Genomic DNA, 19,102 nt, shown 5'->3' with positions numbered 1-19,102 from the left:
AATTTGAAAAAAGAAAAAATATTAGGGCTTAGAACCATTGTTTATGTAGTGAAAGATTTAAAAGCTGCCAAAGAGTGGTATTCAGAAGTTTTTGATACAAAGCCGTATTTCGATTTTCCATTTTATGTGGGTTTCAACATTGGGGGATATGAACTTGGCTTGCTTCCTATTGAAAAAGAAACGCTGATGGTTGGTAACAATTCTACTACTTATTGGGCAGTTCAAGATATTGATAAAGCCTTTAAACAGTTTATTGATGCAGGTGCCACAGAGGTGGAGGAACCACATTCTGTTGGTGAAAATTTACAGGTAGCCTCAGTTAAGGACCCATGGCAAAATATCATAGGTTTAATTTTTAACCCATATTTTAAACCAGAATGAGTTCAATTAATTTCAAAATAGAAAATGGGGTTGCCCAAATAACCCTAAATCGTCCTGAGGTATTTAATAGTTTCAATCGGGAGATGGCATTGAATCTTCAAAGTATTTTGGACCAGTGTGAATCTGATAAAACGGTTAGAGCCATAGTATTAACTGGAATTGGCAAGGCATTTTGTGCAGGGCAAGATTTAAAGGAAGTAACCTCAAAAGAAAATAATCCCGGGTTCGAAAAGATCATAAAAGAACACTATAATCCAATTGTTTTAAAAATCAGGAATATCGAAAAGCCAATCATTGCAGCGGTAAACGGTGTAGCTGCAGGAGCAGGTGCAAATATTGCTTTGGCATGTGATATAGTAGTGGCTAGAGAAAGCTCAAGTTTTATCCAAGCTTTTAGTTTAATTGGGCTGATTCCAGATAGTGGAGGCACCTATTTTTTACCGCGATTAATTGGGTTCCAAAAAGCCTCGGCTTTAACAATGTTGGGGGATAAAATCATGGCGAAGGATGCCGAGGCGATGGGCATGATCTATAAATGTGTTAATGATGAAGAATTTAATGGAGAGATTTCAAGATTAGCCCTAAAATTAGCAAATATGCCTACGAAAGGATTAGGCATGATTAAAAAAGCTTTGAATAAATCATTGACAAATGATCTTGATCAACAATTAAATTTGGAGTTGCAACTTCAAGTTGCTGCGGCCCAAACCGAGGATAGTCAAGAAGGAGTAAAAGCATTTGTAGAAAAGCGTCAACCAAAATTTACAGGAAATTGAAAAGAGTTGGAATTATAGGAGCAGGTACGATGGGCACAGGTATTGCCCAGGTAGCTGCGACCTACGACTATAGAGTGAAATTATATGATGCAAAAGCTTCGGCATTGGAACATGCAAAAGATTCTTTGCGTTCTATTCTTTCAAGATTAGTGGAAAAAGGCAAAATCACTCCAGCAGCACGATTAGATATTTTAACCAACATTAGTTTTGTAACCCGTTTGGGAGATTTAGAAGATTCTGAACTTATCATTGAAGCAATTGTCGAAGATCTTAATGTGAAAAAAGGAATTTTTACAGAACTAGACAATTGTGTGTCTAATAATTGTATCGTAGCCAGTAACACTTCGAGTCTTTCAATTTCTAGTATTGCTTCAGCCTTTAAAAGACCTGATCGATGTATCGGCATTCATTTTTTTAATCCTGCGCCATTAATGCGTTTAGTAGAGATCATACCAGCCGTCCAAACTTCCATTGAAGTGATTTCCAAAGCTGAAAAAATTATTCAAAGTTGGGGAAAAACTGTGGTTAGGGCCAAGGATACCCCCGGTTTTATTGTCAATAGGGTGGCTAGACCTTTTTATGGTGAAGCACTCAGGATTTACGATGAAGGAATTGCCGATGTGCCTACTATTGATTACAGTTTAAAGAAATTGGGCGGATTTAAGATGGGCCCCTTTGAATTGATGGATTTTATAGGAAACGATGTCAATTATGCGGTTACAGAATCTGTTTTTAATGCCTTTTTTTGTGATCCTCGTTATAAACCCTCCTTTACACAAAAACGTTTAGCTGAAGCTGGATTTTTGGGAAGGAAGTCAGGAAAGGGCTATTATAATTACGATGAAAATGCCCCTGTTAAAGAACCTATTAAAGACAAAAAGTTAAACGGCCAAATTTTCAATAGAATTTTGGTAATGCTTATAAATGAAGCTGCTGATGCAGTATTCTGGAATATAGCCTCATCCTCAGATATCGATTTGGCTATGATTAAAGGAGTTAATTACCCAAAGGGACTTTTACAATGGGCAGATGAGGTTGGTATAAATTGGGTAGTTGAGGAAATGGATAAATTGTTTGATCGCTATCGTGAAGAGCGTTACAGATGCAGTCCAATATTGAGAGACATGTTGAAGGATAATAAAACCTTTTTTAATGGAACCAAGTGAAATTGTTAATACGATGTTTCAGAAGGATGCCTTTAGCCAATGGCTAGGTGTCCAAATTGAGGGGGTTTCAAAAGGAGGTTGTATCCTCAAGATGACTGTTACTGAAGATATGCTCAATGGATTCGGAATAGCTCATGGTGGGATTACCTACAGTTTGGCCGATAGTGCGTTGGCATTTGCATCTAATAGCAATGGCAAACATGCTTTATCTGTAGAAACTAGTATTAATCATTTGCAGAAAGTTGTAGCTGGTGACATATTGCAAGCCACAGCCAAGGAGCAATCCATTACAAGAAAATTAGGGATTTATCAGGTAGAGGTAAACCGAGGGAAAGAATTAGTTGCTTTATTTAAGGGAATGGTTTACCGCACCGAAAAAGATTGGAATATAGAATGAAACAAGCATATATAGTAGATGGGGTGAGGACTGCCATTGGAAAATATCAAGGGACCCTTTCGGCTGTAAGAACCGATGATTTGGCGGCCCATGTTGTTTCTGAATTGGTTAAAAGGCATCCCAATTTGCCTTTAGATAAAATTGATGATGTAATTCTTGGTTGCGCAAATCAGGCCGGTGAAGATAATCGCAATGTTGCTCGTATGGCAGGTTTGCTTGCGGGTTTGCCTTTTTCGGTGCCAGGAGAAACGGTTAATAGGCTATGTAGTTCTGGTCTTTCAGCAATTATCCATGCCAACAGAGCCATTAAGACTGGCGATGGCGATTTGTTTATTTCTGGAGGTGTTGAAAATATGACGCGTGGCCCATATGTTATTGGTAAACCCTCAACAGGTTTTGGTACGGATGCTGAGATGTTCGATTCTAGTTTTGGTTGGCGATTTATCAATCCAATAATGGAAGATTTATATGGGACAGATGGCATGGGAAATACCGCAGAAAATCTAGTTGAACTTTATAATATTTCAAGGGAAGATCAGGACAAATTTGCCTTTTGGAGCCAAATGAAAGCGGCTAAAGCTCAGGAATCTGGACGCTTTCAAAAGGAGATTGTGACGGTGTCAATTCCTAGAAGGAAGCAAAATCCAATTGAATTCAATCAAGATGAGTTTATTAAAGCAGATACCACCATTGAGGTGTTGGCGAAATTGCGACCTGCCTTTAAAAAAGATGGTAGCGTAACTGCTGGTAATTCTTCGGGTCTAAATGATGGATCTGCAGCAACTTTGGTGGCTTCAGAAGATGCCTTAAATGAATATAATTTAAAGCCTTTAGCTCGAATAGTCAGTTCTGCGGTTGTTGGAGTGGAACCTAGAATAATGGGGATTGGTCCTGTCTTGGCGGCCAATCAAGCCTTGAAAAAAGCAAGTCTTTCGATGGATGATATGGATATAATTGAGTTGAATGAGGCATTTTCAGCACAAGCATTGGCTTGTATTAGACAATGGAAATTAGCTGACGACGATCCGCGAATTAACCCAAATGGAGGGGCAATCGCTTTAGGCCATCCACTTGGAATGACCGGTACGCGAATTGCTTTAAGCGGAGCTTTGGAGTTATCTATTGAGAATAAAAAATATGCTTTGGTAACCATGTGTGTAGGTGTGGGTCAGGGTTATGCTGTAATTTTAGAAAATGCCAATCTATGAGTAAAATTCCACATTATATAACTGGAAAATGGGTAGTGGGTAGCGATGCTGGCTCACCTGTTTTTGATGCCGTCACTGGAGAATTGATTCATCAAGTGGCAGTGGAAGGGTTGGACGTTGGTGAGATTCTTCAGTACGGTAGAACAACTGGTTCAAAGGTACTTCGTAATATGACGTTTCAGGAGCGTGGATTGATGCTTAAAAAATTGGCCTTGTACCTGACGAAACGCAAAGAAAAATTTTATGAAATAAGTTATAAAACTGGGGCCACAAGAATTGATAGTTGGATAGATATAGAAGGAGGTTTCGGCAATTTGTTTGCCAATGCCAGCTTAAGAAAATTATTTCCAAATCAGCCCTATCATGTTGAAGGGGATGCCATTGATTTGTCGAGAGGTGGAAGATTTATGGCCCACCACATCATGGTTCCTAAAAGAGGTGTAGCTGTTCACATTAATGCTTTTAATTTCCCTGTTTGGGGAATGTTGGAAAAGTGTGCGGTAAACTGGATGGCAGGAGTTCCAGCCGTGGTATTACCTGCACCGTCCTCGTCTTATTTGGCAGAAGCGGTTGCAAGGGAAATTATTGATTCCGGCATACTACCTGAAGGTGCTTTGCAAATAATTAATGGTACTGTAAAAACTGTTTTGGAGTATGTTGATTCTCAAGATGTAGTAACATTTACAGGTTCCGCCAGTACTGGTAGGTTGCTAAAAGCCCATCCACGAATCATCCACGAATCTGTTCCATTTACGATGGAGGCAGATTCTTTAAATGCTTCTGTTCTAGGTGAAGATGCTAAACCGGGCACTCCAGAATTTGATATTTTTATTAAAGAAGTAAAAAAGGAAATGACCGTAAAGGCTGGTCAGAAATGTACGGCCATAAGAAGGATTTTGGTTCCTGAAAATTTAATTGATGAAGTTCAAAATGCTCTTTCGAAAGCACTTTCTAGTGTAACAATCGGTGACCCACGTCTTAAAGAAGTGCGAATGGGTTCTTTAATCAGCAAAGAACAGGTTGAAGAATTAAAAGTTGCCGTGAGTGAAATAGCTGAGGAAGCTGCCATTGTTCATGGAAATCTAGATGATTTGAGTTTGGTCGGAGCTGATGCTGAAAAAGGATCCTTTGTTGCTCCAGTCCTTTTAAGGGTAGACAACCCATTGAATTCTATAAAAGTCCATGAACGTGAAGCTTTTGGCCCTGTAAGTACAATTATGCCTTACAAGAATTTGGAAGAAGCCATAGAGTTAACTCAGAAAGGTAAGGGTTCACTTGTATCTTCCATTATTACAAACGATGATGCTATTGCAAAAGAATACGTAATAAATGTGGCGGCTTACAATGGAAGGATTTTGGTGCTGAATAGGGAAAACGCAAAAGAAAGTACTGGCCATGGGTCGCCATTACCAAATCTCATTCATGGTGGTCCAGGACGAGCCGGTGGTGGTGAGGAAATGGGCGGTGTTAGAGGGGTTAAACACTATTTACAGCGAACAGCAATTCAAGGTACACCTACAACTTTAACCGAAATTACAGGCATTTATCAGCCGAATTCAAAATATAAGGAAGCCCAGCAGCATCCTTTTAAATTCCATTGGGATGATATTGAAGTAGGAATTTCCTTGGCAACGGCAAAACGAACGATAACTGATGGTGATATTGTCAATTTTGCGAATCTCACTTGGGATCATTTCTATGCCCACACCGATATAACCTCATTAGAGGGATCAATTTTTAAAAAGCGAACCGCCCACGGCTATTTCATTTTGGCAGCCGCAGCAGGCCTTTTTGTTTATCCAAATAAAGGCCCCGTTGCAGCAAATTATGGTTTGGAGGAATGTCGATTTTTACGACCTATCTATCATAATGATACCATTTATGTTCGATTAACTTGTAAACAGAAAATAGATAGGGAACCAAAAGGTGCAGAATTACCTGCTGGTGTAATAAAATGGTATGCTGAGGTTTTCGATCAAGATGGTGAGTTGGTGGCAATTGCAACTGTGTTAACTCTTGTTCAGAAGAGGCAAACCACTTTTGTGGAGATGACGGAGGATGAAATTTTAAAAGCTTTAGATAAACTTACAGAAGATTCAAAACCTAAATGGGGTAATCTCACTCCCCAGTTGATGTTGGAGCATTTGGAATATACCTATAGGATTTCTTCTGGTGAAATTCAGGATTTTGAGATTGCCACTCCAGAAAAGATTTTGGAGAAAGTACATGCAACGCTTTATAATTATGAAAAAATGCCTCAGAAATACGAATTTCCATTGAATGAGAAATCAGAAATTACTAATGCAAAGCATTCTGATTTAATGACTGCAAAAACTAAGATGTTAGAAGCTAGACAGGATTATCTGAATTTTTTCAAAAACAATCCCGATGCAGAATTAAAAAATGCAGTATTCGGATATTTAAACCGCTTCGAGTGGTACTTAATGGAACGCAAACATTTAAATCATCATTTCGAGCAATTTGGACTTATATGAATAAAACAGAACCATACGTAAAACTTACTATAGAAAATGCAGTAGGATATATTGAGTTTTTTCATCCTGCCCAAAATTCTTTGCCATCTGACTTGTTGGCTGAGCTGGCCAAAACCATTAGCGATGCAGATGTAAATGATGACATTAAAATTATTGTTTTAAAAAGTGGTGGGGATAGAACTTTTTGTGCTGGTGCAAGTTTTAATGAATTAATTTCCATAAATGACGAGGAAACTGGAAAGAAGTTCTTTTCTGGTTTTGCCAATGTAATTAATGCTATGCGGAAATGTTCCAAATTAATTATCGGTAGAATTCAAGGTAAAACTGTTGGCGGTGGTGTGGGTTTGGCAGCGGCTACAGATTATTGTTTTGCTACAAAATATGCTGCAATAAAGTTGAGTGAACTTAATGTAGGCATTGGTCCATTTGTGGTTGGTCCGGCAATTGAACGTAAAATTGGTGTCAGTGCGTTGTCGCAAATTGCGATTGATGCAAATACTTTTTACGAACCAAAATGGGCACAATCAAAAGGTTTATTCATGCAAGTTTATGATTCCGCTGATGAGATGGATGGCGCCATTTTATCATTGGCAGAAAATTTATGTGCTTGTAATCCTGAAGCCATGAAGGAGATTAAGAATGTGTTATGGAAAGGCACCGAAAATTGGGATGAATTGCTGGCAGAACGAGCTGCCATCAGCGGCAGATTAGTTTTAAGTGAATTTACCAAGGAAACATTGAAACGATTTAAATAGGTTGTCCTAAAATGATTTACAGTTTTAAAGGCTATATACCCATTGTTGACGAAAGCAGTTTTGTGCATCCATTGGCTGCAGTTACCGGGAATGTAATAATTGGAAAAAATTGTTACATCGGACCAGGTGCTGCAATTCGTGGAGATTGGGGTCAGATTGTTATAGAGGATGGGGTAAACGTACAAGAAAACTGTACCGTGCATATGTTTCCTGGGAAAAGTATTGTTTTAAAGGAGAGTGCTCATATTGGTCATGGTGCGATTATTCATGGTGCAAATTTGGGTCGGAACTGTTTAATCGGAATGAATTCCGTTATCATGGATGATTCCGAAGTAGGAGATGAAAGTATTATTGGAGCAATGGCATTTGTCCCTGCCGAAATGCTTATACCAAAACGAAGTTTGGTGGTGGGTAATCCAGCCAAAATTATTAAAGAGGTTACTGATGAGATGATTGCATGGAAAACAAAAGGGACGGAATTGTATCAACAATTGCCAAAAGATTGTAAGGAAAGTTTACATGAGGTTGCACCATTAAGGAAAATCCCCAAAGATTTAGAAATGCAGCCTTCATATTATAGCACATTAAAAGAATTTTTTAATAAAACTAACAAACATTAGTTAATGTCTCAATTTGAATTCAAAATGCCCAAAATGGGTGAAAGTATTTCTGAAGGAACCATTCTTAATTGGTTGGTTTCTGAAGGCGAATCTTTTTCAAAAGGGGATATTTTAGTTGAGGTGGCAACGGACAAAGTGGATAATGAAGTTCCTGCACCTGTAAGTGGTTCAATTATTAAATTTCAAGCAAAATCTAAAGATGTGGTTCCGGTTGGACAGGTTATCGCGATCATAGAAACTTCAGAAGAAGGGAATGAAACCAAGAAAGAATCGAATCGTAAAGATAAATTAGAGGAAAAAGAAAATTCAATAATTCAAATTAACTCAAATCCTGTTTCGAAGGTCGAGCAACCTCCTGTTGCTCGACTTTCAAACAACACTTTTTTCTCACCATTGATTCTCTCTATAGCCAGAGAACACCGCATTAGTTTTGAGGAATTGAGTAGGATTCCATCCACAGGTAATGATGGCCGACTCAGAAAAAGTGATGTGTTTGCTTATATTGAAGAAGGTCGCCCATACAAATTTGCTGAAAGTCCCAAGCCTCAATTTTCTATCCCTAACTTAAAATTCGATTTAGGAGAGGGAAGGCGAGTAGAGATGGATCGTATGCGGCAGATGATAGCCGACCATATGGTTTATTCCAAACATACTTCTCCGCATGTAACGGCTTATGTCGAGGCGGATGTTACCGAATTGGTTGCTTGGCGAAATAAGGTTAAAGACGATTTTCAAAATAAGTATGGTGAAAAATTAACGTTTACCCCATTATTTATAGAAGCGGTAACAGCAGCAATTAAGGATTTCCCGAATATCAATTCTTCAATTGATGGAACTACCTTAATTGTGAAACCATACATAAATATTGGTATGGCAACAGCACTTCCATCCGGAAATTTGATTGTTCCAGTAATTAAAAATACAGGCGAAAAACCTATTGAAATATTGGCATCTGAGGTGAATTTGCTTTCTGAAAAAGCAAGAACAAATTCTTTAAGCGCTGAAGAAGTAAAGGGAAGTACATTCACCATATCCAACGTTGGAACATTTGGAAGTCTAATGGGAACTCCAATTATTAACCAACCAGAAGTAGCCATATTAGCTTTAGGAATTATTAAGAAACGTCCTGAGGTTATTGAATCAGATAGAGGGGATGAAATTGCGATTAGAAGTATGATGTACCTCTCACTCTCTTTCGATCATCGTGCTGTAGATGGATATTTGGGAGGTAGTTTCCTTCGTCGAATTGCTGATAATCTCGAAAATTTTGACAGTAGTAGAACAATTTAATGATTAATGATATGCGATATTTAATAGCGACTGAATTGGTTAAAAAATCAAGAATCGATCAACTCGATTTTAATAATATTCCTCTAGGAAAGACTTTTACGGACCATATGTTTGTGTGTGATTATAAGGATGGAGCTTGGCATGATCCACGGGTAGAACCATTGCATTTGGTACCAACGCATCCGGCAGCTATGGCTTTACATTATGGCCAGGCCATATTTGAAGGAATGAAAGCCTATAAAAATTTAGAGGGACAACCTATTTTATTTCGACCGGAAATGAATGCTAAACGCCTGAATAAAAGTGCGGATCGTATGGGTATGCCTGGCTTTCCTGAAGAGTTATTTGTTGAAGGTCTAAAGCATTTAGTAGCAACCGATCAGGCTTGGATACCAACTGATGAAGGTAGTGCCCTATATTTGCGTCCGTTTATGTTTGCTGATGAGGCATTTATAGGGATGCGTGCTGCTACTTCCTTCAAATTTATAATAATAGCTTCCCCATCCAGTCCAATTTTTTCAAAGCGAATTAAGCTTAAAGCAGAACCACAATATATTAGGGCGGCCCATGGAGGAACGGGAGAAGCGAAAGCTGCAGGTAATTATGCGGCAGCCATTAAACCTACAGAAATTGCAAAGAATGAAGGATATGATCAAGTATTATGGTTAGATGCCCATGACCATAAGTATATTCAGGAAGTTGGTACAATGAATATATTCTTCCAGATTGGTGACGATTTTATCACCCCAAAATTAGATGGGTCTATACTTGCTGGAATTACCAGAGATAGTGTTATTCAATTATTAAGATCTGAAGGTTATAGAATTAAAGAAAAACTGATTTCAATTGATGAAATTAAAGAGGCTCATGTTACAGGGCAATTGAAAGAAGCTTTTGGCACCGGTACGGCAGTAGGCATTACCTTTATTGAAGGTATTGCTATTGGAAATGACTATTTAAAGTTGTCTGAAGACAATCCTGTGGCAAAAAATATAAAAGAAAAGTTACACCAAATAAAAACAGGGAAAATAGAAGATAAATTCAACTGGGTTGTTGAAGTTAATGAAGCTTTGGTTTGATGGAAAAATCCCTTCTGAAAAAGAGTTTTGAGTTGCTTTGCACGGCAAAGGCAATGACTGAACTATATGAGGAAAATTTTAAGGAAGTTTCTAAATATGTACATGCCACATCTCGTGGACATGAGGTTATTCAAATTGCGGTAGGCCTGCAATTGTTACCTCAAGACTATGTTTTTCCTTATTATAGGGATGATAGTATGTTGCTTTCTATAGGTATGCGTCCCTATGATTTAATGCTACAATTGCTAGCTAAAAGAGACGATCCGTTTTCGGGTGGAAGAGCTTATTATTGTCACCCTAGTTTAAAGGATGACGATAAGCCCAAAATTCCACACCAATCTTCAGCCACAGGAATGCAAGCTATTCCGGCGACTGGTGTTGCAATGGGGATGAATTATATCGAAAAAGTTGGTGGAGAATTATTGGAAAATCATCCGTTGTACAACTCCGATAAAGCCCCAATAACTGTTTGTTCGTATGGAGATGCCTCAATTACCGAAGGAGAGGTGTCGGAGGCTTTTCAAATGGCTGTTTTAAAGAAATTACCCATTTTGTATTTAGTTCAAGACAATGGTTGGGATATTTCAGCTAACGAAAAGGAAACACGCGCGCAATCCGCTTTTGATTATGCAAAAGGTTTTAAAGGTTTGGAAGCAATTAGTATCGATGGGACAAATTTTGAAGAGTGCTATAATTCAATTTCAAAAATAATTGATAAAATCAGGAAGGAGCGTCGCCCATTTTTGGTTCATGCCAAAGTCCCATTGCTGAACCATCATACATCTGGCGTGCGAATGGAATGGTACAGAGACGATTTAGACGAAGCGAAAACACAAGATCCATATCCAAAATTACGAGAGTTTTTATTGGAAAATGGGTTTATTGATTCTGAATTGAACGCTATTGAAGGTAGAGCAATAGAGCAGGTTTTATCAGATTTTAAGACTGCAAAAAATGCAGAAAATCCAAGTCCGGAAGATTTGTTTACTCATGATTTTGAACCAACACCTATAACGGAAGAAAAAGGCATTCGTAAACCTGAACAGGCTGATGAAGCTGTAATGGTAGATTGTGCCCTTTTTGCGGTTGAGGAACTTATGCGCAAACATCCCGAGTGTTTGTTGTATGGCCAAGATGTTGGAGGAAGATTGGGGGGAGTTTTTCGTGAAGCGGCCACTTTGGCCCAAAAATTTGGAGACGAGCGCGTTTTCAATACTCCAATTCAAGAGGCGTTTATTGTCGGAAGTACAGTTGGGATGAGCGCGGTTGGATTGAAACCTATAGTTGAAGTTCAGTTCGCGGATTATATTTGGCCGGGGCTCAATCAACTTTTTACAGAGGTAAGTAGAAGTTGTTATCTAAGTAATGGCAAATGGCCGGTGAGTATGGTTCTTCGTGTTCCAATTGGGGCTTACGGGAGTGGTGGGCCCTACCATTCTTCATCTGTGGAATCAGTAGTCTCGAACATTCGAGGAATTAAAATTGCTTATCCGAGTAATGGGGCCGATTTAAAAGGTCTTTTGAAAGCAGCATATTATGACCCAAATCCAGTGGTTATTTTTGAGCATAAGGGATTGTATTGGAGTAAAGTGCCTGGAACCAAGATGGCGACTTCTAAAGTACCTGATGAAGATTATGTTTTGCCATTTGGGAGGGCTTATATTGTGCAGGAAATTTGGGGTCAAGAATTGGAGGAAACAGTTAGTGTAATAACCTACGGAATGGGTGTTCATTGGGCCATTAATGCGTCAAAAAACCTAGGGCTACTGTCCCAAATTGAAATAGTTGATTTAAGGACACTTTATCCTTTAGATGAACGGACGATTTTTGATTCTGTTAAAAAGACGGGCAAATGCTTGGTAGTGACTGAAGAATCCATCAATAATAGTTTTGCACAAGCCCTTGCGGGAAAAATTCAGGAGGAATGTTTTAGGTATTTAGACGCACCTGTTATGACAATTGGTAGTGAGAATATGCCGGCAATTCCATTAAATTCAACTTTGGAAGAAACGATGATTCCTTCAACTGAAAAGGTTCAGCAAAAGATTTCTGAACTTTTAATGTACTGAACGTTCGGTTAATTCAAAATTATAAGTTGAAAGTCGCTTTGGAAATTTTTCGGGATCTGCAGCTAAGTGGTAGCGTGGATCATCTATGTCTTCAATAATCACTTCTTTAAATTTTGGGCTAGCCTTTTTCAAAAGAATTTTGCAGTCTTCACTTAAATGTTTCAGGTGGATAGATTTTCCTTCAGCTTGGTATTTTTCTACTAGATTGAATATAGCTTCAACTGCAGAATGATCACTTACACGCGATTCCACAAAATCTATTTCAACCTTATCAGGGTCATTTTTAACATCAAATTTTGCAGTAAAATTCTGTATGGATCCAAAAAACAATGGCCCCCAAATTTCATAAACTTTTGTACCATCCTCCCTGAATCGTTTTCTTGCCCGTATCATTAATGCATTTTTCCAAGCGAAAACAAGAGCAGATATAATTACACCGGCAAAAACAGCAATTGCCAAATCTTTCCAAACCGTAATGGCAGATACCGCAATTAAAACTATTGCATCCGACAATGGAATTTTATTCAGAATTCTAAAACTGCTCCATGCAAATGTTCCTATAACCACCATAAACATTACACCAACCAAAGCTGCAATTGGAATTTGTTCAATGAGTGGTGCTGCAAAAAGTATAAAACAGAGAAGGAGTACCGCCGCCACAATGCCAGACAGGCGGCCTAGCCCACCAGAATTAATATTGATTAGTGACTGACCAATCATAGCACAACCGCCCATGCCGCCAAAAAGTCCGTTCAGGAAATTGGCCCCTCCTTGAGCAATACATTCCCTGTTTCCATTTCCTCTTGTGTCTGTTAGTTCATCGATGAAATTTAGCGTCATTAAAGATTCTATAAGACCCACTGCAGCCAATATGAATGCGGTGGAAATGATCATTCCCCAATGTCCGCTAATGGTTTCTAATAGCCCAAATATTTGCGCTTGGAAACTCGGTAAGCTGCCTTTAAGTCCGCTTCCTCCACCCTCACGAATAAAACTTCCAACGGTGCTTACCTCCAGATCACCGAAAATGGTTATCGCAGCGATGATTATTATTGCGGTTAAGGCAGCAGGAATCTTTTTAGTTATTTTAGGGAGGACGTACATTATAAACATGGTTAAGCCAACTAAACCAATCATTAGCCACAAATCTATCCCTTCTTTAAATTGGCTTACCCCATTTACTCTTTCTTTGAACATGCCTAATTGAGAAAGAAATATGACAATTGCTAAGCCATTTACAAACCCAAGCATTACGGGATGGGGAATAAGTCGTACAAATTTCCCTAGTTTAAAAACCCCAGCTGCAGCTTGAATAATTCCAACAAATAGTAGGGTTATGAATAGCCATTGAAGGCCGAGGTTTTCTACAGGTTGAGAGAGGTTTAATCCAACTTCGTTGCCCTTTTGGATGAGATGTACCATTACAACGGCCATTGCACCAGTGGCACCAGAGATCATACCAGGTCGACCGCCAAAAATAGCTGTAACAATCCCCATCATAAAGGCTCCATAAAGTCCTACTAAAGGATCAATACCCGCCACAAAAGCGAATGCGACTGCCTCTGGCACTAATGCTAAGGCTACAGTAATTCCAGATAAAATATCATTTTTTGGATTTTGTGTGAGTCGAGAGAGGGATAAGCTTTTAAGATTCATTGGTGTCACCTTTAAAAGCCGGCAAAGATAGGGAATTGTATAAAAGGGATGAAATTATTGAATTCGGGAATGTATTTCAAATAAAAAAGCACCAATATTGGTGCTTTTTAACTTAGAATATGAATTAGAGGTTATTGTTGTGGCGGATATTTTTCCATAATCTTTGCAACAAACTCTCTAATGCGCTCTTCTTTCTTATCCATATTTTTGGATAGGTATCCAGTTCCCATTCCTTGCCATACAAGTTCTTTTTTATTGGCATCAATTAGGTCAATATATAGAACACCCTCCGTTTCAGTTGAAACATTACTGTAGTTTCCATAATAGAATGGAGCCCATCCCCATCCATAACCCCAAGGACCCCAACCGTTGTTGTACACATTTATTTTTTGGCGTTCTTTGGTAAATAGGCTTACTAACATATCTGGATTTTCAGATTTTGAAAACCCTTTTTTAAGCAATTCGCTTTCAATGGCTCTTAGAATACGTCTTTTGTCTAAATCACTAATTTCTGCCTTATCAATGCCAGGTTTGTAAAATGCAAAAGATTTATATTGATCGAAATTTGCCGCCCTATCATAATCAGCTGCTACGCGAACACTGGAGCAGGATAGCATGAAAACGGCAATTAGGGCAAGCGGTAAAATTTTGAATAGTTTTTTCATAGGATTTTTTAAATGGGTTATTACGAAATTACTAAATATTGGATAATGATGTATACCCAAATTTAATACCTCAACAATCATGCCGATTACCTATGGTTATTGAGCAATTTGAAGTTTGTTGGACTTTTAGTTTCGCTTTTTAAAAAAGAAAAACTATATTTTATTTAGAATTATAAGTGTTTCGTTTTGTGTTATATCCATAAGGGCAGTGGCGACAGCCACTTTCACAACAATATCCGCGCTTTAAGTGGTATTGTTCGGTAAAACAGCGATATCCTTCCGGTGTGATATAGAAATCTCCTTCCTCGACTTTCGGCTTTTCGTGCATGCTGCAAAGATATAAAGCTGTCGATTGAAATAAAATCCCTTTCATTATTTTCATTGCATTAACTTTGGTCTTGATTTTGATTATTAAAGTTCATGCGAATTCAATCTAAATTTCTTGTGCCAAAAGGTTATTCTGCTTTAACTGTTTTTCCATTCGTGTTTTTAAAATGGAAAGAATGTTGCCTTGACGAAGCCCTAATAAATCATGAAAAAATTCATTTAAGACAGCAATTAGAACTATTTGTGCTACCTTTTTTTATTTGGTATGGTATTGAATATGTAATCAACTATCTTAAGTTTAGAGACAAGACCTTAGCCTACCGAAATATTTCCTTTGAAAGGGAATGCTATGAAAACGAAAATGATTTTTCCTATCTAGCCAATCGAAAATTTTGGGGATTTTTGAATTTTCTGTAATGAAACCTGATCCAAAGCGTAGTGTTCTAATTGATATTCCATTAAGTAATAGCAAGGGCATTACCTTGACAATTAAAAGAGAAGATTTAATACATCCACAAATTTCAGGTAATAAATATCGAAAATTAAAATACAATCTTGAAGCTGCATCAAAACGGGGGAAGAATACCCTGGTTACCTTCGGCGGAGCTTTTTCTAATCATGTTGCTGCTGTAGCTTTTGCTGGAAAGTTCAATGGGTTTAAAACAATCGGGGTTATAAGGGGAGAAGAATTAGAAGCCCAAAATTTAAATCATACTTTGCAATTGGCTGTTGATGCTGGTATGCAGTTAAAATTCATCATAAGATCTGAATATAGATTAAAATCTTCGGATTTATTCATTTCTAAATTACGGGATGAATTTGGGGATTTTTATTTGATCCCTGAAGGTGGGACAAATGAATTGGCAATAAAAGGATGTGAGGAAATTTTGGACGATTCAACCAATCGATTCACACATATTTGTTGTTCTGTTGGTACAGGTGGAACCGTGGCTGGAATTGTTAATTGTTCAAAACCTCGTCAACAAGTTCTTGGATTTTCCTCATTAAAAGGGGATTTCCTCCGAGATGATATTGCTAAATTTGCTCAAGCGACCAATTGGAAGCTCATCCAGGATTACCATTTTGGTGGTTATGGAAAAATAAATACTGAATTAATTCGATTTATTAACACATTCAAGAAAGAAACCGATATTCCACTTGATCCTATATATACAGGTAAAATGTTTTTCGGAATTTACGACCTGATTTCGAAAGGTTATTTTCCGGAGGGTAGCAACATTTTAGGAATTCATACAGGTGGATTGCAAGGTATTGTTGGAATGAATGAAGTTTTAAAAAAGAAAAATTTACCATTGTTGGAAGTATGAAAAGGACCCTCATTGTAATTTTAGTATGCACCATTTTTGTAGGATGTAAGTCCAAGCACGGTGTTGTCACCAAAAAAAATAAGCAGCGTAACTATACGGAGAGAGTTGCAAAAATAGAAGGTACCGTAGGGCAACCTTCTGTGCAGATTTCTTCAGAATCTAAGCCGACTGTAGCTATTACCAAGAAATCTTACACCTCAACTGTTGAAGAATATATCGCTACTTATAGGGGTATTGCAATGGAAGAAATGAGACGCTACGGTATTCCGGCGAGTATTACATTGGCTCAAGGAATTTTAGAATCAGGATCAGGTCGCGGTCGTCTTTCCATTGAGGCAAACAATCATTTTGGTATTAAATGTCATGATTGGACGGGAGAAAAAATCTATCACGATGATGATCGTAAACAGGAATGTTTCAGAAAATATGATCACCCACATAGATCTTTTGAAGATCATTCAATTTTTTTGTCCAACCGAGGTCGCTATTCAGACCTGTTCAAACTTAAAAAGAGTGATTATAAAGGATGGGCGAAAGGATTAAGGGCGGCTGGTTATGCAACAGATAGAAAGTATCCCGAAAAATTAATTGGCCTTATAGAGCGATATCAACTCAACCAATTTGATAGTATGGTCCTTGGTCGAGATTTCCAAACCGTTATTGTGGAACCAGATAGACATACAGTTGAAAAAGGGGATACTCTTTATTCAATTTCTAGACGTTATGGTGTAACGGTTCAAGACATACAAACACTTAATGCCATAAATGGAACCAACTTATCCATAGGGCAAGTTTTAATTATTAGAACAAATAAATAATGAAATTATATCAACGAAGTAGTGCCTTATTTGCGGATGCATTGAAGGTTCTACCCGGTGGCGTAAATTCTCCAGTTAGGGCTTTTAAGGCAGTTGGCGGAACACCAATTTTTGCCGATAGGGCCAAAGGCCCCTATGTCTTTGATGCTGACGGCAACCGATTTATAGACTATATCAATTCATGGGGTCCAATGATTCTGGGTCATGCATATCCTCCTGTAATCGATGCTATAATCGAAATGGCTAAAAAGGGCACCTCATTTGGTATGCCTACTGAAATTGAGACAGAAATCGCCCAATTGGCCATAAATATGGTTCCTAATATTGATAAAATCCGTTTTGTTAATTCTGGCACTGAAGCTTGTATGAGTGCTGTTCGTTTGGCAAGAGGTTATACAGGCCGTTCGAAAATTATCAAATTTGCTGGATGTTACCATGGCCATAGCGATTCCTTTTTAATACAAGCTGGAAGTGGCGCAGTAACATTTGGCAGTCCAAATAGCCCGGGTGTTACCCAGGGTACAGCAATGGATACCTTATTGGCTAGGTATAATGATTTGGAGCATGTGGAAGAAATTATTTCTTCAAATATTGGTGAGATTGCTTGTATTATTTTGGAACCGGTGGCAGGAAATATGGGTTGTATTCCACCTGGAGATGGCTTTTTGGAAGGATTAAGACGTTTATGCGATAAAAACAATATCCTTTTAATTTTTGATGAGGTAATGACTGGATTCAGGCTAGCTAAAGGTGGGGCTCAAGAGCGCTTTGGTGTAAATGCTGACATTCTCTGTTTCGGCAAAGTTATCGGAGGTGGAATGCCTGTTGGAGCTTTTGCCGCACGAAATGAAATTATGGAGCATTTGGCTCCATTGGGAAAAGTTTATCAAGCAGGTACACTTAGTGGTAATCCATTGGCAATGGCTGCTGGTCTTGCAATGCTAAAATCTTTGGAAGCCGATACGGATATCTTTAAACGTCTTGACGAAAAAACTGAATATTTGCGAAAGGGTATTGATGATGGTTTGAAGGAAAGTGGTTTGCCATACACTATTAATCAACTTGGTTCAATGCTTTCGGTTCATTTTAATGAGAAACCAGTAATCGATTTTGAAACTTCTGCCAATGCTAATAATGAGTATTTTAAAAAATATTTCCATGGTATGTTAGCAAACGGAATTTATATCGCTCCAAGTGCTTTTGAAACCTGGTTTATATGCGATGCTTTAACATATGAAGATTTAGACAAAACAATTGAGGCTAGCAACAAGGTTTTGCAAACGTTGTAAAAATGAAAACCGCCAATAATTTGACGGTTTTCGGATATATATAGAAGTAAATGGGGGATTATTTTCTTCCTTCAGGATTTCTTCGTTTTCTCATTTTATCACCTCGTTCTCTCATTCTATCTTGGTGAGTTTCCCATTTATTAAATTGAGTTTCCGTTAAGATACCTTTTAGTTCAGTTTTCATTTCTTCCCTAGCATTCATACGCTCTTGTCTAAAAGCTTGCATTTGCTCTTTTGTTGGTCTTTCAGCTTCAGCAACTTTTCTAGCAGCTTTTCTTTCAGCCATCATTTTTTGCTGTTTTTCAGCTTGTTTTAGATGGAGTGCCTTTACTTTTGCCTGTTGTTCGGTGGTAAGTTCTAAAGCTTTAGTCATACGGTCAGTAGCCAATTCTGCACGTTCCTCAGGAGTCATGTTTTTCATTTTATCCATGCGCTCCATTCTCATTTCTCCTCTTTTTCGATCTTTCTTTTCTTGGGCGCTAACTTGAAGGGCTAAGAGAGCAATCCCAATTATTAATATTTTTTTCATTTGTTTTTAGATTAATGTTTATAGTCTTAAGACAGTTAGAATGCGGTGAGGTTTAATTCAAATTCAGATTTTAACAAATATTAACTGAAAGTTCTCCATTCTAAAAATGATGAAAAATTAGAGTGATCATTTGATTATAGTGTAAAGACGAACTGGCACATCTAGAAAAAAATTGGCTTTTTTTACAGAAACAATCATTGGGTTAAAATTGAATTAAATTAAAAAAGGGTGGCCATTTTTTAATTTGGTCACCC

Annotated in this window: 19 protein-coding genes; 15 read left to right on the top strand and 4 right to left on the bottom strand. The window is 38.0% G+C overall.

What is annotated here, in order from left to right:
• Positions 1-3 precede the first annotated feature (3 nt).
• Genes ISU00_RS02375 through ISU00_RS02325 form a run of 11 tightly spaced genes read left to right on the top strand, consistent with a single transcriptional unit; the run spans position 4 to position 12,236 of the window.
• Complete coding sequence (locus ISU00_RS02375) at positions 4-381, top strand: VOC family protein (protein WP_228852435.1); 378 nt, start codon at positions 4-6, stop codon at positions 379-381.
• Entirely contained in the window at positions 378-1,157 is a 780-nt protein-coding gene (locus ISU00_RS02370; RefSeq protein WP_228852434.1) for an enoyl-CoA hydratase-related protein, read from the top strand. Before ISU00_RS02375 ends, ISU00_RS02370 begins: the two co-directional genes overlap by 4 nt.
• Positions 1,154-2,323, top strand: a complete 1,170-nt coding sequence (locus tag ISU00_RS02365) for a 3-hydroxyacyl-CoA dehydrogenase NAD-binding domain-containing protein (protein WP_262892117.1) — start codon at positions 1,154-1,156, stop codon at positions 2,321-2,323. The genes ISU00_RS02370 and ISU00_RS02365 overlap by 4 nt, the downstream gene beginning before the upstream one ends.
• Positions 2,310-2,720, top strand: coding sequence for a hotdog fold thioesterase (locus ISU00_RS02360; RefSeq protein WP_228852433.1), 411 nt, complete (start codon positions 2,310-2,312; stop codon positions 2,718-2,720). The genes ISU00_RS02365 and ISU00_RS02360 overlap by 14 nt, the downstream gene beginning before the upstream one ends.
• The gene (locus ISU00_RS02355) at positions 2,717-3,928 is read left to right on the top strand and encodes an acetyl-CoA C-acyltransferase (RefSeq protein ID WP_228852432.1); all 1,212 of its coding nucleotides are present in this window, start codon (positions 2,717-2,719) and stop codon (positions 3,926-3,928) included. Before ISU00_RS02360 ends, ISU00_RS02355 begins: the two co-directional genes overlap by 4 nt.
• A complete protein-coding gene (gene paaZ / locus ISU00_RS02350) occupies positions 3,925-6,423 on the top strand; it encodes a phenylacetic acid degradation bifunctional protein PaaZ (protein WP_228852431.1) in 2,499 nt (832 codons plus the stop codon). Before ISU00_RS02355 ends, paaZ begins: the two co-directional genes overlap by 4 nt.
• Positions 6,420-7,178: an enoyl-CoA hydratase/isomerase family protein gene (locus tag ISU00_RS02345; RefSeq protein WP_228852430.1), complete on the top strand. Its 759-nt coding sequence runs from the start codon at positions 6,420-6,422 to the stop codon at positions 7,176-7,178. Before paaZ ends, ISU00_RS02345 begins: the two co-directional genes overlap by 4 nt.
• An 11-nt stretch (positions 7,179-7,189) precedes the next feature.
• Positions 7,190-7,798, top strand: a complete 609-nt coding sequence (locus tag ISU00_RS02340; RefSeq protein ID WP_228852429.1) for an acyltransferase — start codon at positions 7,190-7,192, stop codon at positions 7,796-7,798.
• Positions 7,799-7,801: 3 nt separating this feature from the next.
• Positions 7,802-9,088 (top strand): dihydrolipoamide acetyltransferase family protein, encoded by a 1,287-nt coding sequence (locus ISU00_RS02335; RefSeq protein ID WP_228852428.1) that lies wholly within the window; start codon positions 7,802-7,804, stop codon positions 9,086-9,088.
• Positions 9,089-9,099: 11 nt separating this feature from the next.
• Positions 9,100-10,167 carry a branched-chain amino acid aminotransferase gene (locus ISU00_RS02330; protein ID WP_228852427.1) on the top strand — a complete coding sequence of 356 codons (1,068 nt, stop codon included), beginning with the start codon at positions 9,100-9,102 and terminating at the stop codon, positions 10,165-10,167.
• Complete coding sequence (locus tag ISU00_RS02325; protein WP_228852426.1) at positions 10,167-12,236, top strand: alpha-ketoacid dehydrogenase subunit alpha/beta; 2,070 nt, start codon at positions 10,167-10,169, stop codon at positions 12,234-12,236. The genes ISU00_RS02330 and ISU00_RS02325 overlap by 1 nt, the downstream gene beginning before the upstream one ends.
• Here ISU00_RS02325 and ISU00_RS02320 read toward each other — a convergent pair.
• The 3 genes from ISU00_RS02320 to ISU00_RS02310 form a co-directional block, all read right to left on the bottom strand.
• Positions 12,225-13,892, bottom strand: a complete 1,668-nt coding sequence (locus ISU00_RS02320) for a SulP family inorganic anion transporter (protein WP_228852425.1) — start codon at positions 13,890-13,892, stop codon at positions 12,225-12,227. The genes ISU00_RS02325 and ISU00_RS02320 overlap by 12 nt on opposite strands.
• A 131-nt stretch (positions 13,893-14,023) precedes the next feature.
• Positions 14,024-14,557 (bottom strand): DUF4136 domain-containing protein, encoded by a 534-nt coding sequence (locus ISU00_RS02315; RefSeq protein WP_228852424.1) that lies wholly within the window; start codon positions 14,555-14,557, stop codon positions 14,024-14,026.
• A 160-nt stretch (positions 14,558-14,717) separates the two neighbouring features.
• Positions 14,718-14,885 (bottom strand): DUF5522 domain-containing protein, encoded by a 168-nt coding sequence (locus tag ISU00_RS02310; RefSeq protein WP_228853708.1) that lies wholly within the window; start codon positions 14,883-14,885, stop codon positions 14,718-14,720.
• Between the two features lie 92 nt (positions 14,886-14,977).
• Here ISU00_RS02310 and ISU00_RS02305 point away from each other — a divergent pair, with 92 nt between their 5' ends.
• Genes ISU00_RS02305 through hemL form a run of 4 tightly spaced genes read left to right on the top strand, consistent with a single transcriptional unit; the run spans position 14,978 to position 18,319 of the window.
• Positions 14,978-15,301, top strand: a complete 324-nt coding sequence (locus ISU00_RS02305; RefSeq protein ID WP_228852423.1) for a hypothetical protein — start codon at positions 14,978-14,980, stop codon at positions 15,299-15,301.
• Entirely contained in the window at positions 15,301-16,212 is a 912-nt protein-coding gene (locus tag ISU00_RS02300) for a 1-aminocyclopropane-1-carboxylate deaminase/D-cysteine desulfhydrase (RefSeq protein WP_228852422.1), read from the top strand. Before ISU00_RS02305 ends, ISU00_RS02300 begins: the two co-directional genes overlap by 1 nt.
• Positions 16,209-17,030, top strand: coding sequence for a glucosaminidase domain-containing protein (locus ISU00_RS02295; RefSeq protein WP_228852421.1), 822 nt, complete (start codon positions 16,209-16,211; stop codon positions 17,028-17,030). The genes ISU00_RS02300 and ISU00_RS02295 overlap by 4 nt, the downstream gene beginning before the upstream one ends.
• Positions 17,030-18,319 (top strand): glutamate-1-semialdehyde 2,1-aminomutase, encoded by a 1,290-nt coding sequence (gene hemL / locus ISU00_RS02290; protein WP_228852420.1) that lies wholly within the window; start codon positions 17,030-17,032, stop codon positions 18,317-18,319. Before ISU00_RS02295 ends, hemL begins: the two co-directional genes overlap by 1 nt.
• 58 nt (positions 18,320-18,377) lie before the next feature.
• On the opposite strand, the gene ISU00_RS02285 is transcribed toward hemL, so the two are convergent.
• The gene (locus ISU00_RS02285) at positions 18,378-18,848 is read right to left on the bottom strand and encodes a Spy/CpxP family protein refolding chaperone (RefSeq protein WP_228852419.1); all 471 of its coding nucleotides are present in this window, start codon (positions 18,846-18,848) and stop codon (positions 18,378-18,380) included.
• Between the last annotated feature and the right edge of the window lie 254 nt (positions 18,849-19,102).

Origin of the sequence: Aegicerativicinus sediminis, from assembly GCF_015476115.1 — a bacterium.
GTDB lineage: Bacteria > Bacteroidota > Bacteroidia > Flavobacteriales > Flavobacteriaceae > Aegicerativicinus > Aegicerativicinus sediminis.
Note: the sequence above shows the minus strand (reverse complement) of the source record. Positions and strands in the feature narration are given on the sequence as shown.